This window comes from Schnuerera sp. xch1, assembly GCF_019931165.1.
Taxonomy (GTDB): Bacteria; Bacillota; Clostridia; order Tissierellales; family Tepidimicrobiaceae; genus JAIOUP01.
Genome location: NZ_JAIOUP010000002.1, coordinates 270,338 through 287,378 on the forward strand (window position 1 = coordinate 270,338; position 17,041 = coordinate 287,378).

At 32.8% G+C, this 17,041-nt stretch carries 20 protein-coding genes; 3 read left to right on the top strand and 17 right to left on the bottom strand.

What is annotated here, in order from left to right; genetic code table 11:
* Window positions 1-1,132 precede the first annotated feature (1,132 nt).
* Window positions 1,133-2,653: a serine hydrolase domain-containing protein gene (locus K8M07_RS03705; protein WP_223376541.1), complete on the bottom strand. Its 1,521-nt coding sequence runs from the start codon at window positions 2,651-2,653 to the stop codon at window positions 1,133-1,135.
* Window positions 2,654-2,902: 249 nt separating this feature from the next.
* Between K8M07_RS03705 and K8M07_RS12820 the strand changes: the two genes are divergently transcribed.
* Window positions 2,903-3,031 (top strand): hypothetical protein, encoded by a 129-nt coding sequence (locus K8M07_RS12820; protein WP_411741951.1) that lies wholly within the window; start codon window positions 2,903-2,905, stop codon window positions 3,029-3,031.
* On the opposite strand, the gene K8M07_RS03710 is transcribed toward K8M07_RS12820, so the two are convergent.
* From K8M07_RS03710 to K8M07_RS03745, 8 genes are all read right to left on the bottom strand, one after another.
* Window positions 2,976-3,215, bottom strand: coding sequence for a hypothetical protein (locus tag K8M07_RS03710; RefSeq protein WP_223376542.1), 240 nt, complete (start codon window positions 3,213-3,215; stop codon window positions 2,976-2,978). The two genes, K8M07_RS12820 and K8M07_RS03710, sit on opposite strands and share 56 nt — an antisense overlap.
* Window positions 3,200-3,400: a DNA-binding protein gene (locus K8M07_RS03715; protein ID WP_223376543.1), complete on the bottom strand. Its 201-nt coding sequence runs from the start codon at window positions 3,398-3,400 to the stop codon at window positions 3,200-3,202. Before K8M07_RS03715 ends, K8M07_RS03710 begins: the two co-directional genes overlap by 16 nt.
* Window positions 3,401-4,253: 853 nt before the next feature.
* Window positions 4,254-5,912, bottom strand: a complete 1,659-nt coding sequence (locus K8M07_RS03720; RefSeq protein WP_223376544.1) for a recombinase family protein — start codon at window positions 5,910-5,912, stop codon at window positions 4,254-4,256.
* A gap of 2 nt (window positions 5,913-5,914) precedes the next feature.
* On the bottom strand, window positions 5,915-6,832 hold the full coding sequence (locus K8M07_RS03725; RefSeq protein WP_223376545.1) for a recombinase family protein: 918 nt from the start codon (window positions 6,830-6,832) through the stop codon (window positions 5,915-5,917).
* Between the two features lie 11 nt (window positions 6,833-6,843).
* On the bottom strand, window positions 6,844-8,442 hold the full coding sequence (locus tag K8M07_RS03730) for a recombinase family protein (RefSeq protein ID WP_223376546.1): 1,599 nt from the start codon (window positions 8,440-8,442) through the stop codon (window positions 6,844-6,846).
* A 79-nt stretch (window positions 8,443-8,521) separates the two neighbouring features.
* Window positions 8,522-8,683 (bottom strand): SHOCT domain-containing protein, encoded by a 162-nt coding sequence (locus K8M07_RS03735; RefSeq protein ID WP_223376547.1) that lies wholly within the window; start codon window positions 8,681-8,683, stop codon window positions 8,522-8,524.
* Window positions 8,684-9,306: 623 nt separating this feature from the next.
* On the bottom strand, window positions 9,307-9,771 hold the full coding sequence (locus K8M07_RS03740) for an RNA polymerase sigma factor (RefSeq protein ID WP_223376548.1): 465 nt from the start codon (window positions 9,769-9,771) through the stop codon (window positions 9,307-9,309).
* Window positions 9,772-10,096: 325 nt separating this feature from the next.
* Window positions 10,097-10,657 carry a hypothetical protein gene (locus K8M07_RS03745; RefSeq protein WP_223376549.1) on the bottom strand — a complete coding sequence of 187 codons (561 nt, stop codon included), beginning with the start codon at window positions 10,655-10,657 and terminating at the stop codon, window positions 10,097-10,099.
* A 217-nt stretch (window positions 10,658-10,874) separates the two neighbouring features.
* On the opposite strand from K8M07_RS03745, the gene K8M07_RS03750 reads away from it, so the two are divergent.
* On the top strand, window positions 10,875-11,288 hold the full coding sequence (locus K8M07_RS03750; RefSeq protein WP_223376550.1) for a helix-turn-helix domain-containing protein: 414 nt from the start codon (window positions 10,875-10,877) through the stop codon (window positions 11,286-11,288).
* Window positions 11,289-11,356: 68 nt separating this feature from the next.
* Window positions 11,357-11,875 (top strand): ImmA/IrrE family metallo-endopeptidase, encoded by a 519-nt coding sequence (locus K8M07_RS03755; RefSeq protein ID WP_223376551.1) that lies wholly within the window; start codon window positions 11,357-11,359, stop codon window positions 11,873-11,875.
* Window positions 11,876-11,899: 24 nt separating this feature from the next.
* Here K8M07_RS03755 and K8M07_RS03760 read toward each other — a convergent pair whose 3' ends face one another.
* From K8M07_RS03760 to K8M07_RS03795, 8 genes are all read right to left on the bottom strand, one after another.
* On the bottom strand, window positions 11,900-12,613 hold the full coding sequence (locus tag K8M07_RS03760; RefSeq protein WP_223376552.1) for a gamma-glutamyl-gamma-aminobutyrate hydrolase family protein: 714 nt from the start codon (window positions 12,611-12,613) through the stop codon (window positions 11,900-11,902).
* Between the two features lie 30 nt (window positions 12,614-12,643).
* A complete protein-coding gene (locus tag K8M07_RS03765; RefSeq protein ID WP_223376553.1) occupies window positions 12,644-12,877 on the bottom strand; it encodes a thioredoxin family protein in 234 nt (77 codons plus the stop codon).
* 21 nt (window positions 12,878-12,898) lie between these two features.
* Window positions 12,899-13,903: a permease gene (locus K8M07_RS03770; RefSeq protein WP_223376554.1), complete on the bottom strand. Its 1,005-nt coding sequence runs from the start codon at window positions 13,901-13,903 to the stop codon at window positions 12,899-12,901.
* 17 nt (window positions 13,904-13,920) lie between these two features.
* Window positions 13,921-14,265 (bottom strand): ArsR/SmtB family transcription factor, encoded by a 345-nt coding sequence (locus tag K8M07_RS03775; protein WP_223376555.1) that lies wholly within the window; start codon window positions 14,263-14,265, stop codon window positions 13,921-13,923.
* A gap of 10 nt (window positions 14,266-14,275) precedes the next feature.
* Window positions 14,276-15,208, bottom strand: coding sequence for a CobW family GTP-binding protein (locus K8M07_RS03780; protein ID WP_223376556.1), 933 nt, complete (start codon window positions 15,206-15,208; stop codon window positions 14,276-14,278).
* A gap of 173 nt (window positions 15,209-15,381) precedes the next feature.
* Window positions 15,382-15,792: an arsenate reductase ArsC gene (locus K8M07_RS03785; protein WP_223376557.1), complete on the bottom strand. Its 411-nt coding sequence runs from the start codon at window positions 15,790-15,792 to the stop codon at window positions 15,382-15,384.
* Window positions 15,793-15,831: 39 nt separating this feature from the next.
* Window positions 15,832-16,620 (bottom strand): arsenite methyltransferase, encoded by a 789-nt coding sequence (locus K8M07_RS03790; RefSeq protein WP_223376558.1) that lies wholly within the window; start codon window positions 16,618-16,620, stop codon window positions 15,832-15,834.
* Between the two features lie 132 nt (window positions 16,621-16,752).
* Window positions 16,753-16,989 carry a hypothetical protein gene (locus tag K8M07_RS03795; RefSeq protein ID WP_223376559.1) on the bottom strand — a complete coding sequence of 79 codons (237 nt, stop codon included), beginning with the start codon at window positions 16,987-16,989 and terminating at the stop codon, window positions 16,753-16,755.
* Window positions 16,990-17,041: the final 52 nt, after the last annotated feature.

A 17,041-nucleotide genomic window follows, 5' to 3' on the forward strand; every position in this document is an offset into this window, starting at 1 on the left:
TTGGGATCAAATTTTATGTTCATCTAATCTTACCTCCAAATTAATAAAATTCATGATTACTTTCCCTTTATTGATAAGTATATTATAGCCAAGGTTGCATTACTTATATCATTATACTGGCATATATCAAATATTATAAGACTATATTTTCCATTTTCCTTGTGTTATAATTAAAGTAGGGAGAGTAATATCGAAGTTTCATTATTTCTCTCCCTGTTCTTTTTGACTTTGTTCTTTCTCAATCAGTGTCAGTGCAACCTTAAGAGCGGCGATTCGCCGTTCATGAAGGGTCTGCTGCGACTTGCCCAGCTTCGCGGCGTCCATCTTCTCACACTTGTGGAGTGTGGACAGTAAGGCGCGATGCGCTTCGCTCAACTCTTCGACTGTATAATCCGCATATTCAATCCTCTGCTTACGTTATTTATCACCGTACAATAACGGCTTTTACTGCATGTTTCTGCTAACAGACTCATGTAAAAAGAGCCGGTTTTTTTCAACATCCAACCTGCTCTCACAACCCCTATAAAATAAGAAAAACATCTAAATCAACCACTCACGAACACCCAACATCTATACTGACCACTCGCCAGACTATGATATCTAAATCGCTCTGCCACTATCATTAAGGCTTGTTTCGATATGTTCCCACGAAGCCTAAAAACAACATTTTTCATACCCTTATTTTCAAACGCAAAAACACACAAACGGCTTATATACTGGGCTTTACGAGCGCCTACTCTTTTACTCTTGACATCAAGACCACACACTCCACATGTGTTGTGATAATAAGATGATAACAATACGCAAAAATAATTCTATCTTTAGAGGGGGCAATCCCCTAGAGCATTTTAGACACCCCCTCGATTTAAAGAAGATTATAATTTCTATTATTCCCTCACTAAATTAAATAAAAAGCATTTTCCTTTGTTCCGCACGTCCTATTCTTCCCATAAAAAATATACTTCCTATCATAATAATTACACAAGTTCTCTATCCTATACCAATAACTGCATAACTGTAATTCCTGGAAAAGCTCTCAAAATCTAAATGCTGATTATAAATATACATTTATCAATATCATTTTATGGTGATTTTATACTATTTTGTAATCAAAAAAGCCGTCCCCAGTGGTTTAGTTAGAATTTTTTAATTTTTCTTTTGATATATTTACAAGATTCAATATTCTAGATATAAGTAGAACCAAACTTCCAATTGCTAAAGTCTCAACAAAAATTAATAATGATGGCCATCCGTATATTAATGTTGTTAATGTAATATCTCTTCCCCCAAATAGAAAGCCTAACATATTTAATAAGAATATTCCTATTAAAATCGAAATTACATAAGTAATATTTCTCATGAGTCTAAACCACCTTCTATGGTAAAATCTCTCTGCCCATTTATTTGCATTTTTAAAACTGTGCACAAAAAATACAATAGCAAATACCGTTAATATTCCTAGCACCATATCTACAATAAATGATACTGGCAATCCAAGTTCTGGAGTTTCATTTTGTACAATAGAAGTCAAACCATCTATAAATGACTGCTGCTCTGCTCCAGATGCCGAGGCACTATTAAACATGATCATAAATGAATATCCGCTTTCTGGAAATAGCGCAGCGTCAGAACTGTATGTGAATAGAGTTCCACCATGCTCGATTCTCTTAGAACCATTTGCAAGTATATCTTGTTCCCATCCATAAGCATAGTCGTTATCAGGTCCCGATGGGGTATGCATTAACTTAATACTTTCATTTGAAATAATTGACTTACCATCTAAAGATCTTCCATGATTGTTCTGCATTGAAATCCACTTAGCCATATCATTTGCACTACTTATAATTCCACCACTACCATTCACAAAATGTGGTAATGTGTTTCGTGCTATTTGTATCCCATAAGAAAATGTGTACCCACATTCAACGTCACTGACATCTTCTGCAAAAGTCATAGAAATTGTGTCATTCATATTAAGAGCACTTAATATATTATCTTTTATATATTGGTTATACGGTTGTCCAGATACTTCTTCCACAAGTCTTGCTAATATATGGTAATTCGGATTATGGTAGTTCCATTGCGTCCCCGGATCTGTAACTAACTTTGAATTACTTAATCTTTTCATTTCTTCACTTAGAGAATGGGGCTGTTTCAAGCTCATCTCCGGAAACCCCTTATCTGCAAGTCCAGAAGATTGATTTAAAAGTTGTGAAACTGTAATGCTTTCCGATCTCTTATCTTTTGTAACATAATCTGAAAGATATGATTTAACAGTTTCTTTAAGTTTTATTTTTCCTTCTTCCACAAGCTGCATAACTGCAAAAGAAGTAAATGATTTACTAACAGAACCAATGTACATCTTTGTATCAGCAGTGATTGGATTTCCCTTTGAGTCCTTTCCGTATCCAGCAGTATATATAACTTTATCATTTTTTGTTATACTTACCGAAACTCCAGGTAATCCAGTTTTTCTTAGATTTGATACCATAAATTCATCTATTAGATCAGAATTTATATGATCATCTGCTTTACTTATATCACGGGATATTGGAATAGGCTTTTGTCCTTGATAAAAACTATATATACTAGCGTATAATATAATTGCTATAAGTAAACCTATTACTAAAAATAATGATTTTGATTTTTTCATTCATACCACTCCTCGCATAAAATCTTTACATGAGCATTATAATATATGTTATTTAAGAATTAATTAATAATAGTCTTAAGAAAATCTTAAGTTTATTGGTAAGTGCTTCAAAAGATGACGTCTAGCTATATCACAATCATTGTGATAAGCTAATGCTATCATTTTTAGATACTCATACACATCCAAAGTATTTGATTTGGCAGATTCCACCAACGTGATTTAACTATATACGATTTAAAAGATGAATTCATAAAAAAACAACCAAGTTATGAAGAGATAATAGCACAGGCTGGAGAAATGCTAGATGTTTATGAGATTAGTTTTAAAGAAGCATCTGTAATTTTAGAACTTGGTAGAGGCGGTAAAATAACTTTATAATTGGATTTTTATTATAATCTTCAATTAACTGCTTAACTAGTTCTATAGAAAACCCTTCTTTATATCTATACCATCTTTGAAGTGGCTTCTTTAAGTCATCAGAGTAGTTCATAATGCTGGAATAGGTAGCATTTTTATTTGTTGGATGTATTACATTAAACTTATCTTCTAATTTCTGGTGCATTTTAAGTCCCTCTTTTTCTCTTTTTTTGTCCTTCTGTCTTCCGGTTTATTTGCATCCTTAGGTATAATCCACATATTGCCCATCTTTTCTGCACCCTCAATTCTGTTTTCTGAACAGAGTATCTGAACACGTCTTTTTGTGATCCCCCATTTATCAGCAGCTTCTTGAGCTGACATGTAATTCATGCTATACACCTCCATGGTCTATTACAATATTATATTCCTTTTCGCGAACATTATCAAGGATAGTTTCTTGAACTTAATGCCACATATCTACCATTTCTTTTGCTAAACGGTTGAACCTTTAAAGCAAAACTGCGTTTACATGGGTGAGCTTAATTCAGCTCTTTTTCCTTAATCCCTTAAAACACACCCAAAATCTATCACTTTACCCACCATCAAAAAATAAATAAACCCCTGAAAATACCGTAAATACGCCATTCTCAAGGGCTTATACATCTATTCTCTTGTCAGCAGACAGACGGTCTCCACGTGCCTTGAAGAGACGATTATGATGCTGCAGGTAGATAGTCCCCCCTTGGTGTCAGATTATATTTTCAATAATTCCAACACTCAACCATTGTTTTTATAAAATAGCTACATAGATTATATCATGACAACTATTATTTTTTGATGTCAAGTTTAGTAAAAATAAAAGCTGCCTACAATAAAACCCTCAGTGTACTGAGGATTTTACTCTAAGCAGGTTTTTAATAGAAACTAATACCATAGATTATACAGGAGAGTTATAGCAAAATCCTTTCTTTTTTATAACTGCTGTCTGTCTTTAAATTAAAATTAATTGCTCTCTGTTTCCAACTCTTATATAAATTGCAACCTTTGGAGTTCTGTTCTCTTTATCTACATTTTCATAATTATTCTTTTTCATGATTCCATCCTTTCTTAGTTTCAATACTTTACTGTTACAATTGATCCTGTAATAAATTCAAAATGATTAATAATATTAATCCACAATCAGATTGTCCTCATTATCCGAGCAGTAACTACTTCCTATATTCTAGTTACTGCTCCTATATTTCTAGTCATAATAATCTACTATCTGTTCCATAACTATCCCTGATTCAAACTGTATCTCCAGTCTTTCACCTTTACTCACTTTGGTGGTTTCAATTAACCTTCGTACCAAGTCCTCATCAAACTCTCTTACCTTTGGATTTACAGTCTTTAAGGTGCTGTCCGCCTCCGTTATTCGTTGCTCGTACATCTCATCCCTTTTCTTCTCTTGTACAAGCCTTATTTTTGCCTTTTTTAGCTCGTTTATCTCTTCGGATATCCTTTTGTATTCATCATCAAAATCTTCTGTTACAGCTCCTTGTTTTGCGTTTTCTTCGATTAATGACAGCATTTCTTTTTGCAGATTTTCTATCTTTACATCATATTCTGTTGAGATATCTTTTGTGGAATAGTTGCCTATGACCCTGATAATATTTTCTCTGAATGCTCCGATAAACTCTCCATTATTTTCTACCACATTATTAATAGCTGTCATTATTGTATGATGCAGTGGTTCTTCTTTAAGGGTAGGTGAGTTTTTACAAGTTGCCTTTACACCATTTTTTAGCCTATTTTCACATCTCCATACTGCACTTTTTTGCCCATATTTTGACCAGACTTGTCTACGATAGGGATGCCCACATTCGGCACATACCAATATTTCTGTTAATGCATATTTAGAGCTGAACTTACTTTTTTCTTTCTTTAGTTTATTTGCTTTTCTTGTGACTGCAGATTTATTAAGGCTGGCACGCCTTGCTTTTTCTTCCTGTACTCTATAAAATATCTCCTTTGGTATAATGGCCTCATGGTTATCTTCAATATAATACTGTGGTACGATCCCATTATTTTTTACTCGCTTCTTTGTCAGAAAGTCTACAGTATAGGTCTTTTGCATTAAAACATCTCCCATATACTTTTCATTAATTAACATTCTTTCAATTACACCAGGATGCCATGTATCTTTTCCTGTTACTGTTTTGATTTTATCTGCTTCTAAGGCTCTAGTAATCTCTAAAATACTAGAACCTTCCAAATACATTCTGAAAATACGCCTTACTATCTCTGCCTGCTCAGGCACTATGACTAGCTCACCTGTTTTTTTATCTTTGGTGTAACCCATAAACTTTTTATGATTAACTGTGATGATTCCATTTTCATATCTTCTAACGATTCCCCATCTTGTATTTTCACTTATATTTCTACTTTCTTCCTGTGCCTGGCTGCTTAAAATGGTGATTAGTAACTCTCCTGAACCCTCTAAGGTATTTACGCCTTCCTTTTCAAATAATATGCCTATATTTTTTTCTTTTAGCTTTCTTATTGTTTGTAAGGCATCTACGGTATTTCTTGCAAATCTGCTGACTGACTTAGTAATTATCATATCTATATTTCCTGCCATACAGTCTTCTACCATGGCATTAAAATCGTCTCTTTTTTTCGTATTAGTTGCAGATATACCATCATCTGCATAGATACCTGCCAGTTTCCAGTTAGGATTACTATTTATCTTCTCTGTATAATAAGCAATCTGGGCTTCATAACTGCCCTCTTGTTGTTCTAACTTTGTACTGACCCTGCAGTAAGCTGCTACTCTTAGGACTTTTAATTCTGGCCTGATACCCTTATTATAAATATTCTGCGCAGGAATAATTGACACTTTCTTCTTTACTGGTACTGCCACCTTTATCCATCCTTTCTTATGTTTTCATAATCTTCCTCCATAGTAATTTCATTTATAAATTCAACTAGGATTTTTCCATCCTTGTGGATGGTTATCTGTTTTATTATGGCTTCAAATAACTCTTCATCAAATTCCATCAGTTCTTCTTTCCCTGTCAGTGCTTGTCTCATTTTTTCAGTACTATAGGCATAATCATCTATTTTACTGATGCTATAATAGGCTTTCGCTCTTTTAAAGATTAGTTCCGATAGCTCCTTAGAAGAAAATTCTTCTTCATCCTCCAGTTCTCTGATTCTTTCTTCTATCTTTCTGATCTCTATAGTTGGCCTTAGAGGTTCTTTTTTCTTTTCTTCATCCAGTAGCCACATTTTTGATAGGACTTTATTGGTCGCTGATATAAATATATTTTCTATCTCTTCACCTGTTAGAAATGGATTTCTGCAGCATACTTTATTCTGATAAATATATCTTTTGCATTGCCAAGTTCTAGTCTCTGATGCTTTTCCGATATTTTTTATATACTCTCGGTAAATGTCTCCACATTCCCCACATATTATTTTCCCACTATATACGGCTTGATTTTTTATTTTATTTACCTGGCTAGTTTTCCCTAACCTAATTGCAATTGACTCCCTACGTTCCTGTACTAGATTGAAGGTTTTTTCATCTATAAGCTGAGGATGCATTGTATCTCCTAAGTATTTAACGTTGACCAATATTCTTCTTACAGATCCATAACTCCAACTAATCTTGTTATTTGCATTAGGTATTCCCTTGCCTATAAGATATTCTGCTATTTTATCCGTAGATACTCCATTCAAATAGTCCTTAAAAATCTTTTTAACTAATTCTGCTTTTTTCTTATCCAAGACTATTTTTCCATTTTTCATCTTATAGCCTATTGTTACATTTCTTCGCATACACCTTCACCTCACTTTCCTACATATACTGTTAGCTCTAAAGTATTAATCAGTCTGAAGGCAATTTCAGGATCTTTCCTTATGAAAATTTTATCTACGGTCTCCATAAATAAATTCTCATCGTAGTCTTCCAATATCTCTGAATTGCATTTGATAATGTCAATTAATCGTAAAGTTCCTTCTATCTCCTTTTCAAATCCATTATTAACTAGTAACTGGTTTCTTCTTTTCCTAGTTTCTTCAATCTCTATAGTCAGTGCATTTTGCTTTTCTATAAAAATAGCAGGGTCAATATATCCTTTTGATACTACTCGATTTAGGATTTGACCCTGCTCTGTTAACTCCATTATTTTATTATTTAATTCTGTTATTTCCTCTCCCTGTTCTTCACTAGTTCTTAGGTTTTTTAAGGAGCCAAGTAGTGGATACAGAATGTCTGTGTAGTTAGTCACTAGTTTATTCCACATGGTTAAGAAAGCTTCTTTTATAATTTCATCTCTCGTAGCCTTTATGCTACATTTTTCTTTATCTCTTATATGCTGAACACAGGACCATTGGACTCTTTCGCTTGGCTTTCCTATGTTCACTTTTTGTCTATGGTATATACCTCCACATTCACTACATATAATTTTACTGCTAAAATCATATCTGTTTTGGGTTTTACCACCCTCTCCTACTCCTATCTGTTTTCTTCTATATTCAAGGATTTCACTTACCATTTGTCCTTCTTCTCTTGTAATAATAGCTTCATGATTATTTTCAATAAAATACTGAGGTAGTTCCCCTTTATTTATTTTCTGCCTAAAGGGAAGTACCTCAGTGCTATATGTTTTTTGTAATAATAAATCACCTTGATAGACGGGATTTTGTAATATATCGTTTATCACACTATGTTTCCATTTTTCTGCTGTTCTAATGGTCGGTATATTATCTTGATTTAGCCCACTGGCAATTACATAAGTCCCTCTGCCATTTAAATACTCTGTGAAAATTCTTCTAATAATTTTAGCTTCATCTTCTTTAATTATCAGCTGTCCATTCTCATCATTCATATATCCATAGGCAGGGGTATTTATTTTATATGTTCCATCTTCAAACTGTTTTCTGATTCCCCACTTAGTGTTAGCTGAAGTATTTTCTGACTCAGTTTGTGCAATGGAACTTAGTATTGTAGGCATTTGTTCACCTTTTTCTGATAAGGTATTGATTTTTTCCTTTTCAAAGTATACTCCTATTCCCAAAAGTCTTAATTTCCTTATTGCCTTAATACTGTCTACTGTATTTCTGGCAAATCTTGTGAATGATTTGGTAATAATCATATCAATCTTACCATCTTCACAATCCTGCATCATTCGTGAAAAGTCATCTCTTCTTTCTACCTGTGTACCACTTCTACCCTCATCAGAATAAATTCCTACATATTCCCAGTCATCCCTTTCTTCTATATAACTTTTATAATACTCCACTTGATAATAAAGGGAATCCTGCTGCTCTATAGAATCTGTACTGACTCTTGCATAAGCACATACCCTTTTTTTAGGCTTTAATTCTAGCATGACCTTCTGATGTATAGGCTCTATTTTCTTGACTTTCTTCACCTTATTTATCATGGTTTTTCCTCCTTCCTTTGATATTTACTACTTCTTAGCAACATACACTACCACAGAAAATCATATATAGCTATTGTTATTAGACATATACTCCAGAAAATTCTGGTAAAAAGGTCTGACGGTTTAGTTCATCAATTTTTTCATATTCATCCTCTGTTATAATCCCTCTGGTAAGCAGTATATTTAGAAGTTTTAAAGCCATCTTATATTCTACTTCCTTAATTGACTGCTCCTTTGTCATATGAATTCCTCCATTCTATGTAATTTGTATTTTAATTCTAATATCTCTCTTCTTAATATCACAAAAATAGGGACCACTATATTTGTAAAACAAAATATATAAACTCTTGCCTTAAATAAGTGATCCCCATTGCTTCTAATATTAAAATTATTAGATACCTAAAAGTATGTGTTGTACTTAGACACTACTATCCCAAACACATAAAGCCTTATATAAGGCTTATAGGGCGATTTCATAAACTGAAGTTGGTTATTCTTCATCATAGGAGTTTCACCTCCACCGGGATCTCCGCTGGCTGCCCCCATTGTGATGTCTATGGCTGGGCAGAAGTATCATTATAGGCTGATAAGGTTATGGCGAACAATCTACCATAGATTGTTTTTAGGAACAGATGGGTACCGCTCTTTACCTTAGAAGGCCGACTTTTATATAAAATATATTTTATACAGGTGGTCCTGGCGCATCTACCTTTGTCGCTTTTCCATTTCTGGTTTATCAGCTAATGTATTTATAAAATCGGATATTTATTTTTCAAAGTACAACCTGTAAAAACAAAAAACAGGGAAGAGAAAAATATCCCTTCACCTGTTTCCACATTTAAAGCCTGTTTTTGAAGTCTAAAATTAAAAGTTTTTTATCTTTTCTTTTAATTTCCTTTTTGCAATGTCTATACTATACTTAACTGCACGTATAGAGCAGTTTTCGATTTTTGCAATTTCTTTTAGTGTAAATCCATAATCATAATATAAAAGTAATCTTCTTCTTTGAATATCAGGTAATTCACCTATGGCCTGCCAAAACAATTTCTTCATCTCTTTTTCTAGAATAAGTTCTTCTATTCCTTTTGGCTTTTTAAAAGATCTCTTAATTAAAGTTTCATCTGTAAGTTCAGAATGTTCTAAATTTCTTTCATCTAATCGTGTAAGATTTCTATCTCTTTTATTTAATTCAAATAAAGCAAAGTAAATATCTTTATTAATCTCTAATCTTTGAAACTCTCCATATCCATCTGTAAATGATACAAAGTATCTATCCTTGTGTTGCCCTTTAATTATATCTAAGCTATAATCATTCATAAAATTTGCCATTTCCATTCCTCCATTTTTTCTTTTTCTGTTTTTTAGAAAAAATTAGAGTCATGGATATCTGGCTATGTAAGTTTCCCAGCGTTTCATACTGCCCTCCTAATTTTGGGCAATAAAAAAGCCGAGAATAACAAAAGTTATTCTCGGCCTTTTTATATGCCGTATTATTGGAAAAGAGCATAAATATAGCCCTGGCAAATCTTTATCTGCCAAGGCTTATTATTTTCTTATTTAATTTATGCCATACTCTTCCATAATACTTAGTATAGGGTAATCCATATCCAAAGTCAGTATGTAGTTAGTATGTAATTAGTCCACAGTTTGTCCACTAATAAAAAAACTCATTTATTACAAATTCTTCTTCAATATCTCCTTTAAATACCTGTCCAAATTTCGGAAGTGCATATCCCCATAATGCTATTCCAAATAGTTTTATTGCCTCTTTTTTCTTTAAATAATAATTAGATCTTTCCATCCCTAGTGCTTCAAGCATTTCTCCTTCCACCATAGGATATGCTGTCACATAAGATTTCGATAAAATCTCATGATAGAGTTTTCCATTGTCATGATATTCATATACCTTTAACATTGCTGTATCAATTAAATCTATCATCCATTTAGTTTCAAAAACACCTGATATTTTCTCCATAAAATCTTCTTTTCTTTCTATAGGAGCAAAATCATGTAAATAAGTTAAAGCCACAGCCAAATCATTACTATAGTAGGCTTCACATATTTCCCTAACATTATCTACTTTTTTTAAAGATGCCCATACCACATCCCTATAATTGGCTAGTAATAGTTTCGCTTTTCGAAAAACTTGTTCTTCGTCAAGTTGCATCCCCTCATACATTCTTGAAATATTTTTCATCATCCGTGTTTTTCTCATAGTTCTCTATCCCCCTTATTTTGCTACTACAAGTTTGTATTATGGTAAAACTTACAACCATAATTTTTGTTGACAATATGTGCAATTTAAAGTAATATGAATATGCAAGTATCTTGCATTAAATTAATTATATGCAATAGAGTTTCTATTGTCAATAGATTTTAGTAATTTTAATGCAATTATATTGCATATTATAATTTGTTAAAGGAGGATGAGTATGAAATTCGGTGAAAAGCTCCACGACCTTCGCAAAAAAAATGGCTTAACCCAAGCTCAATTAGCTGAAAAGGCAGGCATTTCCTTGCGAACAGTTAATTATTATGAGAGTGGCACCACATATCCTAAAAATAGGAAAATCTATACAACCCTTGCCAATATACTAGATGTGGATGTAAATTATCTACGAAATGAAGGCGATATATTTATCACAAGTGCAAGTGAAAAATATGGTTATCGAGGTGCAAAACAAGCAGAAGAACTTGTAACAGAAATCGGGGGATTGTTTGCAGGAGGTGAATTATCTGAATCCGATAAGGATGCAGTTATGCAAGCTTTACAACAGGCTTATTGGAATGCAAAAAAAGAAAATAAAAAGTATACTCCTAAGAAATATAGAAAAGACAACGATTAATATTTAATTTATGGGTAATCATTTAATAGGACAAATAGGGGGTAGTCTTCTTTTTAGGAGGTGCTATTTTGATTGACTCTTTCGGAATATTTAATAAAGCAAATAATATTGTAAAACACATTGGTACAAGGAATACTTTACAAATTGCAAGTGAACTTGGTATTAAAATATATTATGGAGATTATCAAGATCTGCTAGGGATGTATACCTATCGCTGGAAGCAACGAATTGTTTTGCTTAATAATAACTTGGATGATTATTTACGCCAGATGGTTTTAGCACATGAAATAGGTCATGATACCTATCATCGTGACCTAGCTGAAACTGGGCTTAAAGAGTTTACTCTATTTAATATGAAGAATGATACAGAATATGTTGCTAATGCCTTTGCTTCACATTTGCTTTTAGATAATAATGAGGTTTTCGAACTTGCAGTGGATGGCTATGACATAGTTCAAATCGCTAGTTTTTTAAATTCTGATATAAAGTTATTACTGATTAAAATGCAAGAAATGAATAAAATGGGATATAACTTTAATGTACCATGTCATCCAGAAAGGAATTTTCTAAAAAACATTAAGGCATAAAGATAAAAAGCAAAGTATCATGCATCATACTTTGCTTTCTATCTTTTGGCAATATCCAACAAAAGATGTAAACAATTTTAAATATTCAGGATATTCTTCTAGCAACATCTCTGGATGCCATTGTACTCCAACAACAAATCGCTCCCCTTTCATTTCAATTGCTTCAACTATGTTATCTTCAGAAGTCATTGTTGCCTCAAAGTCTTCTCCCATAACTTTTATACCTTGATGATGAAAACTATTTACTGCTATTTTATCCACCGAAAAAATAGCATGTAACTTTGAAAAACGGTTAATGTTAGCCATATGGCTAGGCTCATCTTTAGGGAAAATATTAGTTAATGAATGATTAAACTCTGTCACCTTCTGACCTAATAAGTCTTGATATAAGCTTCCTCCTGCTGCCACATTTAGAATCTGCATTCCCCTACAGATCCCCAAAATTGGAATATCTGTATCTAATAAAATTTTTTTAGCCAAATTTATTTCAAATTTATCTCTAATAGGATCTACTAACCCTAACTCCATATAAGGCATTTCTTCATAATTAAGTGGGCTAATATCTGTTCCGCCCGTAAAAACAATCCCATCTAGTATTTGATTAATCGGATTGATAGTACTTATATTTTCTACCTCACTGAGTACAACTGGACACCCTCCAGCTTTCTCAATAGCCTTTATATACTCTCCTTGAGTTCCTTCACAATTAGTAGCTAATATGCCAATAATGGGTTTCATTCTATCTACCCCCTTTATAATAATTTACACTTATGTTGTTAATATTTTCTTTATTTCTTTTACAGAAAGGGCTTTTCCTACAGACTTGACTTCATCATTGACTACAAATCCAGGAGTGCTCATAACTCCGTAACTAACTAACTCTACCAAATCATCTATCTTTTCTATTGTGGCATCTATATTTAATTCCTTTAAGGCTTTATTAAGGTTTTTCTCTAATTTTTCGCATTTTGAACAACCTGTACCTAATATTTTAATCTCCATCTTTTATATCCCTCCCTCTTTTTACATCAATAATGCTGAAAAGGCATTAAGACCATATCCTACTATGATTATCCCTATGGATACTAAGACTATAAAAGTTCCTAATAACTTTGGTTTTATTACCTTACTTAACATTACCAAAGAAGGTAAAGACATGGTGGTTACACCCATCATAAAGGCTACAACTGTTCCTATTCCTACTCCCTTGGCAACTAAAGCTTCCGCTATGGGTATAGTTCCAAATATATCTGCATATATTGGTACTCCAATAAATGTAGCTATTAATACAGAGAATGGATTGCCACTTCCTAATACCTTTTCTATAATTGACTGGGGTATCCAATTATGGATTCCTGCCCCAATACCAACTCCTATTAAAATATAAGGCCATACTCTACCAAATATGTCCTTTACCTCTCCCTTAGCAAATTCGATCCTATCTTTAGGGGTCATTTCTTCTAATTCTGTTTCCCCAGCTTCCACTCCCCATACATAAGATTCAACATATTCTTCCATTTTCATCTTTTCAATTATGACTCCACCTACTATGGCTATTAATATCCCCGTAACCACATAGGCTATTCCAATCTTGACCCCAAAAGTAGAAATCAATAGCATAAAGGCCGCTAAGTCTACCATGGGAGATGATATTAGAAAAGAAAATGTTGCTCCTAAAGGTAAACCCGCTGAAATAAATCCTATAAAAATTGGAATACTAGAACATGAGCAAAAAGGTGTCAGAATTCCTAATATACCTCCTAATATATTTCCTTTAATACCCTTAATCCCTCCAAGAAGCCTTTTAGTTCTTTCTGGTGGAAAGTAAGATTGTATATATGAGATAGCAAAGATCATAACTGATAGTAGTATAAATATTTTTATTACATCATAGATGAAGAAGTGAACACTTTCCCCTATCCTACTTTCCATAGATAATCTAAATACCTTTACTACCAATTGTTCTACTAGATACCACAGCCACTGCATTTTTAGCAATTGAGCATTTAGCCAGCTAAATACACTCATATTATCACCCCTTTAGATTAATTAGCCTCTTTTATTTCAATATATCTTGCCGCAGCTTTACTTTTTTCTATATCTAATCTTAAAATTGGATACTCTTCCACATTATTTACTATATCTTCAAGTATATTAATAAATAGTTGTTCTTCAAGATTTAGTGAGTAAAAAGTATACTGTTCTTTTCTTTCATCTTTAACAAGGTTCATATCTCTAAGTCTAGCAAGATGCTTTGATACATTCGGTTGAGATATTCCAGTTATACCTGTTATCTGGCATACACAGAATTCATTATGAAATAGAAGAACCATTATTCTAAGTCTAGTTTCATCTGACAGTAATTTGAAATAATTTATTAACTTATTCATCTTTTGCCTCCTATCTTAATTTCATCTCTTTGCCTACCACTTCTTCCCAGGCATTAAATATAGGTCTAATTATTTGAGGTCCAATTCTAGATATTATTACTAGTTCAGACTCTGGAACCTCATTGTCTGTACTTTTATAATCAATTCTCTTGCCTACCACATCTACCTGATTCCAACCATCTTCCAATCTAAAGAATCCTTTTACTCTATAGCAATCCTTTTTAATAATCTCTAAAAACTGTGTAAGTTCTTTCTTAGTTATATCTCCATCATACTTTAAGGTTAACGTTTTTGGTCTGTTTTCAGGTGTATTAGTAGTGTCCTCTACTCCTAGCCAATCTTTCTCTATTAGGTTTTTCTCTAGGAAATTATAATCTATATTGCCATTTATAGATTCTACAATATCTACTCTTTCATTTATTTCTCTAATTTTTGATTTAACTCTATTTAACTTTTCTTCATCTATAAGGTCTACTTTAGAAATAATTACTAAGTGAGCAAATTTAAGTTGTCTCTCTACCGTTTCTATATCTCCTACTTGCTCTAAAAAGTTAACTCCATCCACAATACATATTGCTCCACTATAATCATAAACATCTCCCTTGGCCACTATAACAGAATCTAGAAATTCCCCTATATTTGATGGATCAGCAAGTCCTGAACTTTCGACAAATACATATTCCATTTCCCTATCTGCCATTTCTACTAAAGCAGATACAAAACTAAGCTGTAGACAGGAACAAAATATAGATCCACTGTTTAATTCTACAAGATCCATTCCTTCTTTTTGGACTATGGGTCCATCTATACCTACCTTCCCAAATTCATTCATTATTACTGCTACTTTACTTGTCTGTAAATCATTTAATACATTTGTAAGAAATGTAGTTTTACCTGCTCCTAAAAAACCTGTAAGTAAATATAATTTTGTTTTATTTGACATATATACTCCCCCTCATTATTATCATATTCCGATATGCCTATATGGGAATGTCGGTATATGATAATAATAACTCTTTTATCATTGATTGTCAATAGTTTATCATTAAATATAATTAATTAATTTAAATACTTTTTGCAAAAAGAAAAAGGCTAGCATTAACTAGCCCATCTTTATTATAATTTGATTTCATTATTCTTAATTCTTTCCGCTAAATCTTTTACCTTTTCTTCAATTATCTTAGCTGTTTTAATAAACTCTTCATCACTTTTGCCTGAAGGATCATCCAATCCCCAATCCTCTTCATGTTTAGAAGGCAAAAAAGGGCAAACAACATTGCAACCCATTTTTATGACTATATCAACTTCTGGTATATCATTTAATAACTTGGATTTCTGGGTCTTATTCATATCAATATCATATATATCTTTTATTATCCTCACTGCATCTTGATTAATTTCAGGTTTAGTTTCTGTACCTGCAGAATACGAATCAAAAACCTCTGATGCAAATAGTTTTCCTAGTGCTTCTGCCATTTGAGATCTACATGAATTGTGAACACATATAAATGCTACCTTTTTTTTCATTTAACTTTCACTCCCTATCTAAATAAGTTCATTCTATTATTATTTTATTGCTTCTATAATATATGAACTAACAAAATCCTCCACGTTTCTGTCGGGTGCCCATGACTTAACTATTTCTTTTCCAGTATCCTTTGGTATAAGTTTAATATCTTTAAAGCCAGCTCTATTCATCATGGCTCTAATATTTTCAACATATTCTGCACCAGCAATACAGCCTGTCATCATTGCAATATCCTCTTTTATTTCTTCAGGTATTTCAGCTGTGGCAACTATATCAGAAATAGATAGCCTTCCTCCTATCCTAAGAACCCTATATGCTTCTTTAAAAACCTGCTCTTTATCAAGTGATAAGTTAATTACACAATTTGAAATAATTACATCGATTATTCCATCAGCTACAGGCAAATACTCTATTTCTCCAAGTCTAAAGTCTACATTTGCATACCCATCTTCTTTCGCATTATTTCTTGCTAAATTTATCATATCGGGGGTCATATCAACACCTATGACCAATCCAGATTCTCCAACCCTACTGCTGGCAAGAAAGCAATCAAATCCTCCTCCACAGCCAAGGTCAAGAACTGTTTCTCCTTCTTTTAGACTTGCTATAGCTATAGGATTACCACAGCCTAATCCCATATTAGACCCAACAGGTACATTTAAAATATCATCTTCAGTATACCCTATCATTTTAGATGCTATATTGGCATCAGTTGTAGTGCTATTACAGCAACCACTTGTTGAACAACAGCCTCCTGCTGAACCCTTTGTAGCAATTGAAGCATAATTTTTACGAATAACTTTTCTTGTTTTTTCTTTATCACCCATCATAAAACCTCCAATTAAGAGTCAGTCGCTACTTTACTTAATTATTTCTTAAATTCAAATATACACGCACAAACACCATTTATTGAATAACTCGGATTCTCAAAAATTTTTCATAGTCTTTTCTTTTTCTTATTAAGATAAGGTATTATACATTCTACTTACAATCAAATATGTTCTCATATTATCAACTGGACCTTTAAATGCAACTTTTCCTTCTATAAAGGTAAGTGGTAGTTGATGACCTTTTTCTATAAATCTTTGTTCCTTTGGATAATGATTTAAGTCATTATCATTTAAATCTATAAATGATAATTCAAATTTATCCTTTACATCTGTATCTTCCAGAAATTTCTTAAGCTCTTCATACATTTCAATGGTTGTAGGATCCTCACTAGGACCGCAGCTACTGCTTGGCCCTCAG

What these genes read in the sequence shown, in the direction of transcription:
- K8M07_RS03705 (WP_223376541.1), bottom strand. Translation starts at nt 2,653, where the DNA reads ATGAAAAAATCAAAATCATTATTTTTAGTAATAGGTTTACTTATAGCA.
- K8M07_RS03710 (WP_223376542.1), bottom strand. Translation starts at nt 3,215, where the DNA reads ATGCACCAGAAATTAGAAGATAAGTTTAATGTAATACATCCAACAAAT.
- K8M07_RS03715 (WP_223376543.1), bottom strand. Translation starts at nt 3,400, where the DNA reads ATGAATTACATGTCAGCTCAAGAAGCTGCTGATAAATGGGGGATCACA.
- K8M07_RS03725 (WP_223376545.1), bottom strand. Translation starts at nt 6,832, where the DNA reads ATGCGAAGAAATGTAACAATAGGCTATAAGATGAAAAATGGAAAAATA.
- K8M07_RS03730 (WP_223376546.1), bottom strand. Translation starts at nt 8,442, where the DNA reads ATGATAAATAAGGTGAAGAAAGTCAAGAAAATAGAGCCTATACATCAG.
- K8M07_RS03735 (WP_223376547.1), bottom strand. Translation starts at nt 8,683, where the DNA reads ATGACAAAGGAGCAGTCAATTAAGGAAGTAGAATATAAGATGGCTTTA.
- K8M07_RS03740 (WP_223376548.1), bottom strand. Translation starts at nt 9,771, where the DNA reads ATGGCAAATTTTATGAATGATTATAGCTTAGATATAATTAAAGGGCAA.
- K8M07_RS03745 (WP_223376549.1), bottom strand. Translation starts at nt 10,657, where the DNA reads ATGAGAAAAACACGGATGATGAAAAATATTTCAAGAATGTATGAGGGG.
- K8M07_RS03750 (WP_223376550.1), top strand. Translation starts at nt 10,875, where the DNA reads ATGAAATTCGGTGAAAAGCTCCACGACCTTCGCAAAAAAAATGGCTTA.
- K8M07_RS03760 (WP_223376552.1), bottom strand. Translation starts at nt 12,613, where the DNA reads ATGAAACCCATTATTGGCATATTAGCTACTAATTGTGAAGGAACTCAA.
- K8M07_RS03765 (WP_223376553.1), bottom strand. Translation starts at nt 12,877, where the DNA reads ATGGAGATTAAAATATTAGGTACAGGTTGTTCAAAATGCGAAAAATTA.
- K8M07_RS03770 (WP_223376554.1), bottom strand. Translation starts at nt 13,903, where the DNA reads ATGAGTGTATTTAGCTGGCTAAATGCTCAATTGCTAAAAATGCAGTGG.
- K8M07_RS03775 (WP_223376555.1), bottom strand. Translation starts at nt 14,265, where the DNA reads ATGAATAAGTTAATAAATTATTTCAAATTACTGTCAGATGAAACTAGA.
- K8M07_RS03780 (WP_223376556.1), bottom strand. Translation starts at nt 15,208, where the DNA reads ATGTCAAATAAAACAAAATTATATTTACTTACAGGTTTTTTAGGAGCA.
- K8M07_RS03785 (WP_223376557.1), bottom strand. Translation starts at nt 15,792, where the DNA reads ATGAAAAAAAAGGTAGCATTTATATGTGTTCACAATTCATGTAGATCT.
- K8M07_RS03790 (WP_223376558.1), bottom strand. Translation starts at nt 16,620, where the DNA reads ATGGGTGATAAAGAAAAAACAAGAAAAGTTATTCGTAAAAATTATGCT.
- K8M07_RS03795 (WP_223376559.1), bottom strand. Translation starts at nt 16,989, where the DNA reads ATGTATGAAGAGCTTAAGAAATTTCTGGAAGATACAGATGTAAAGGAT.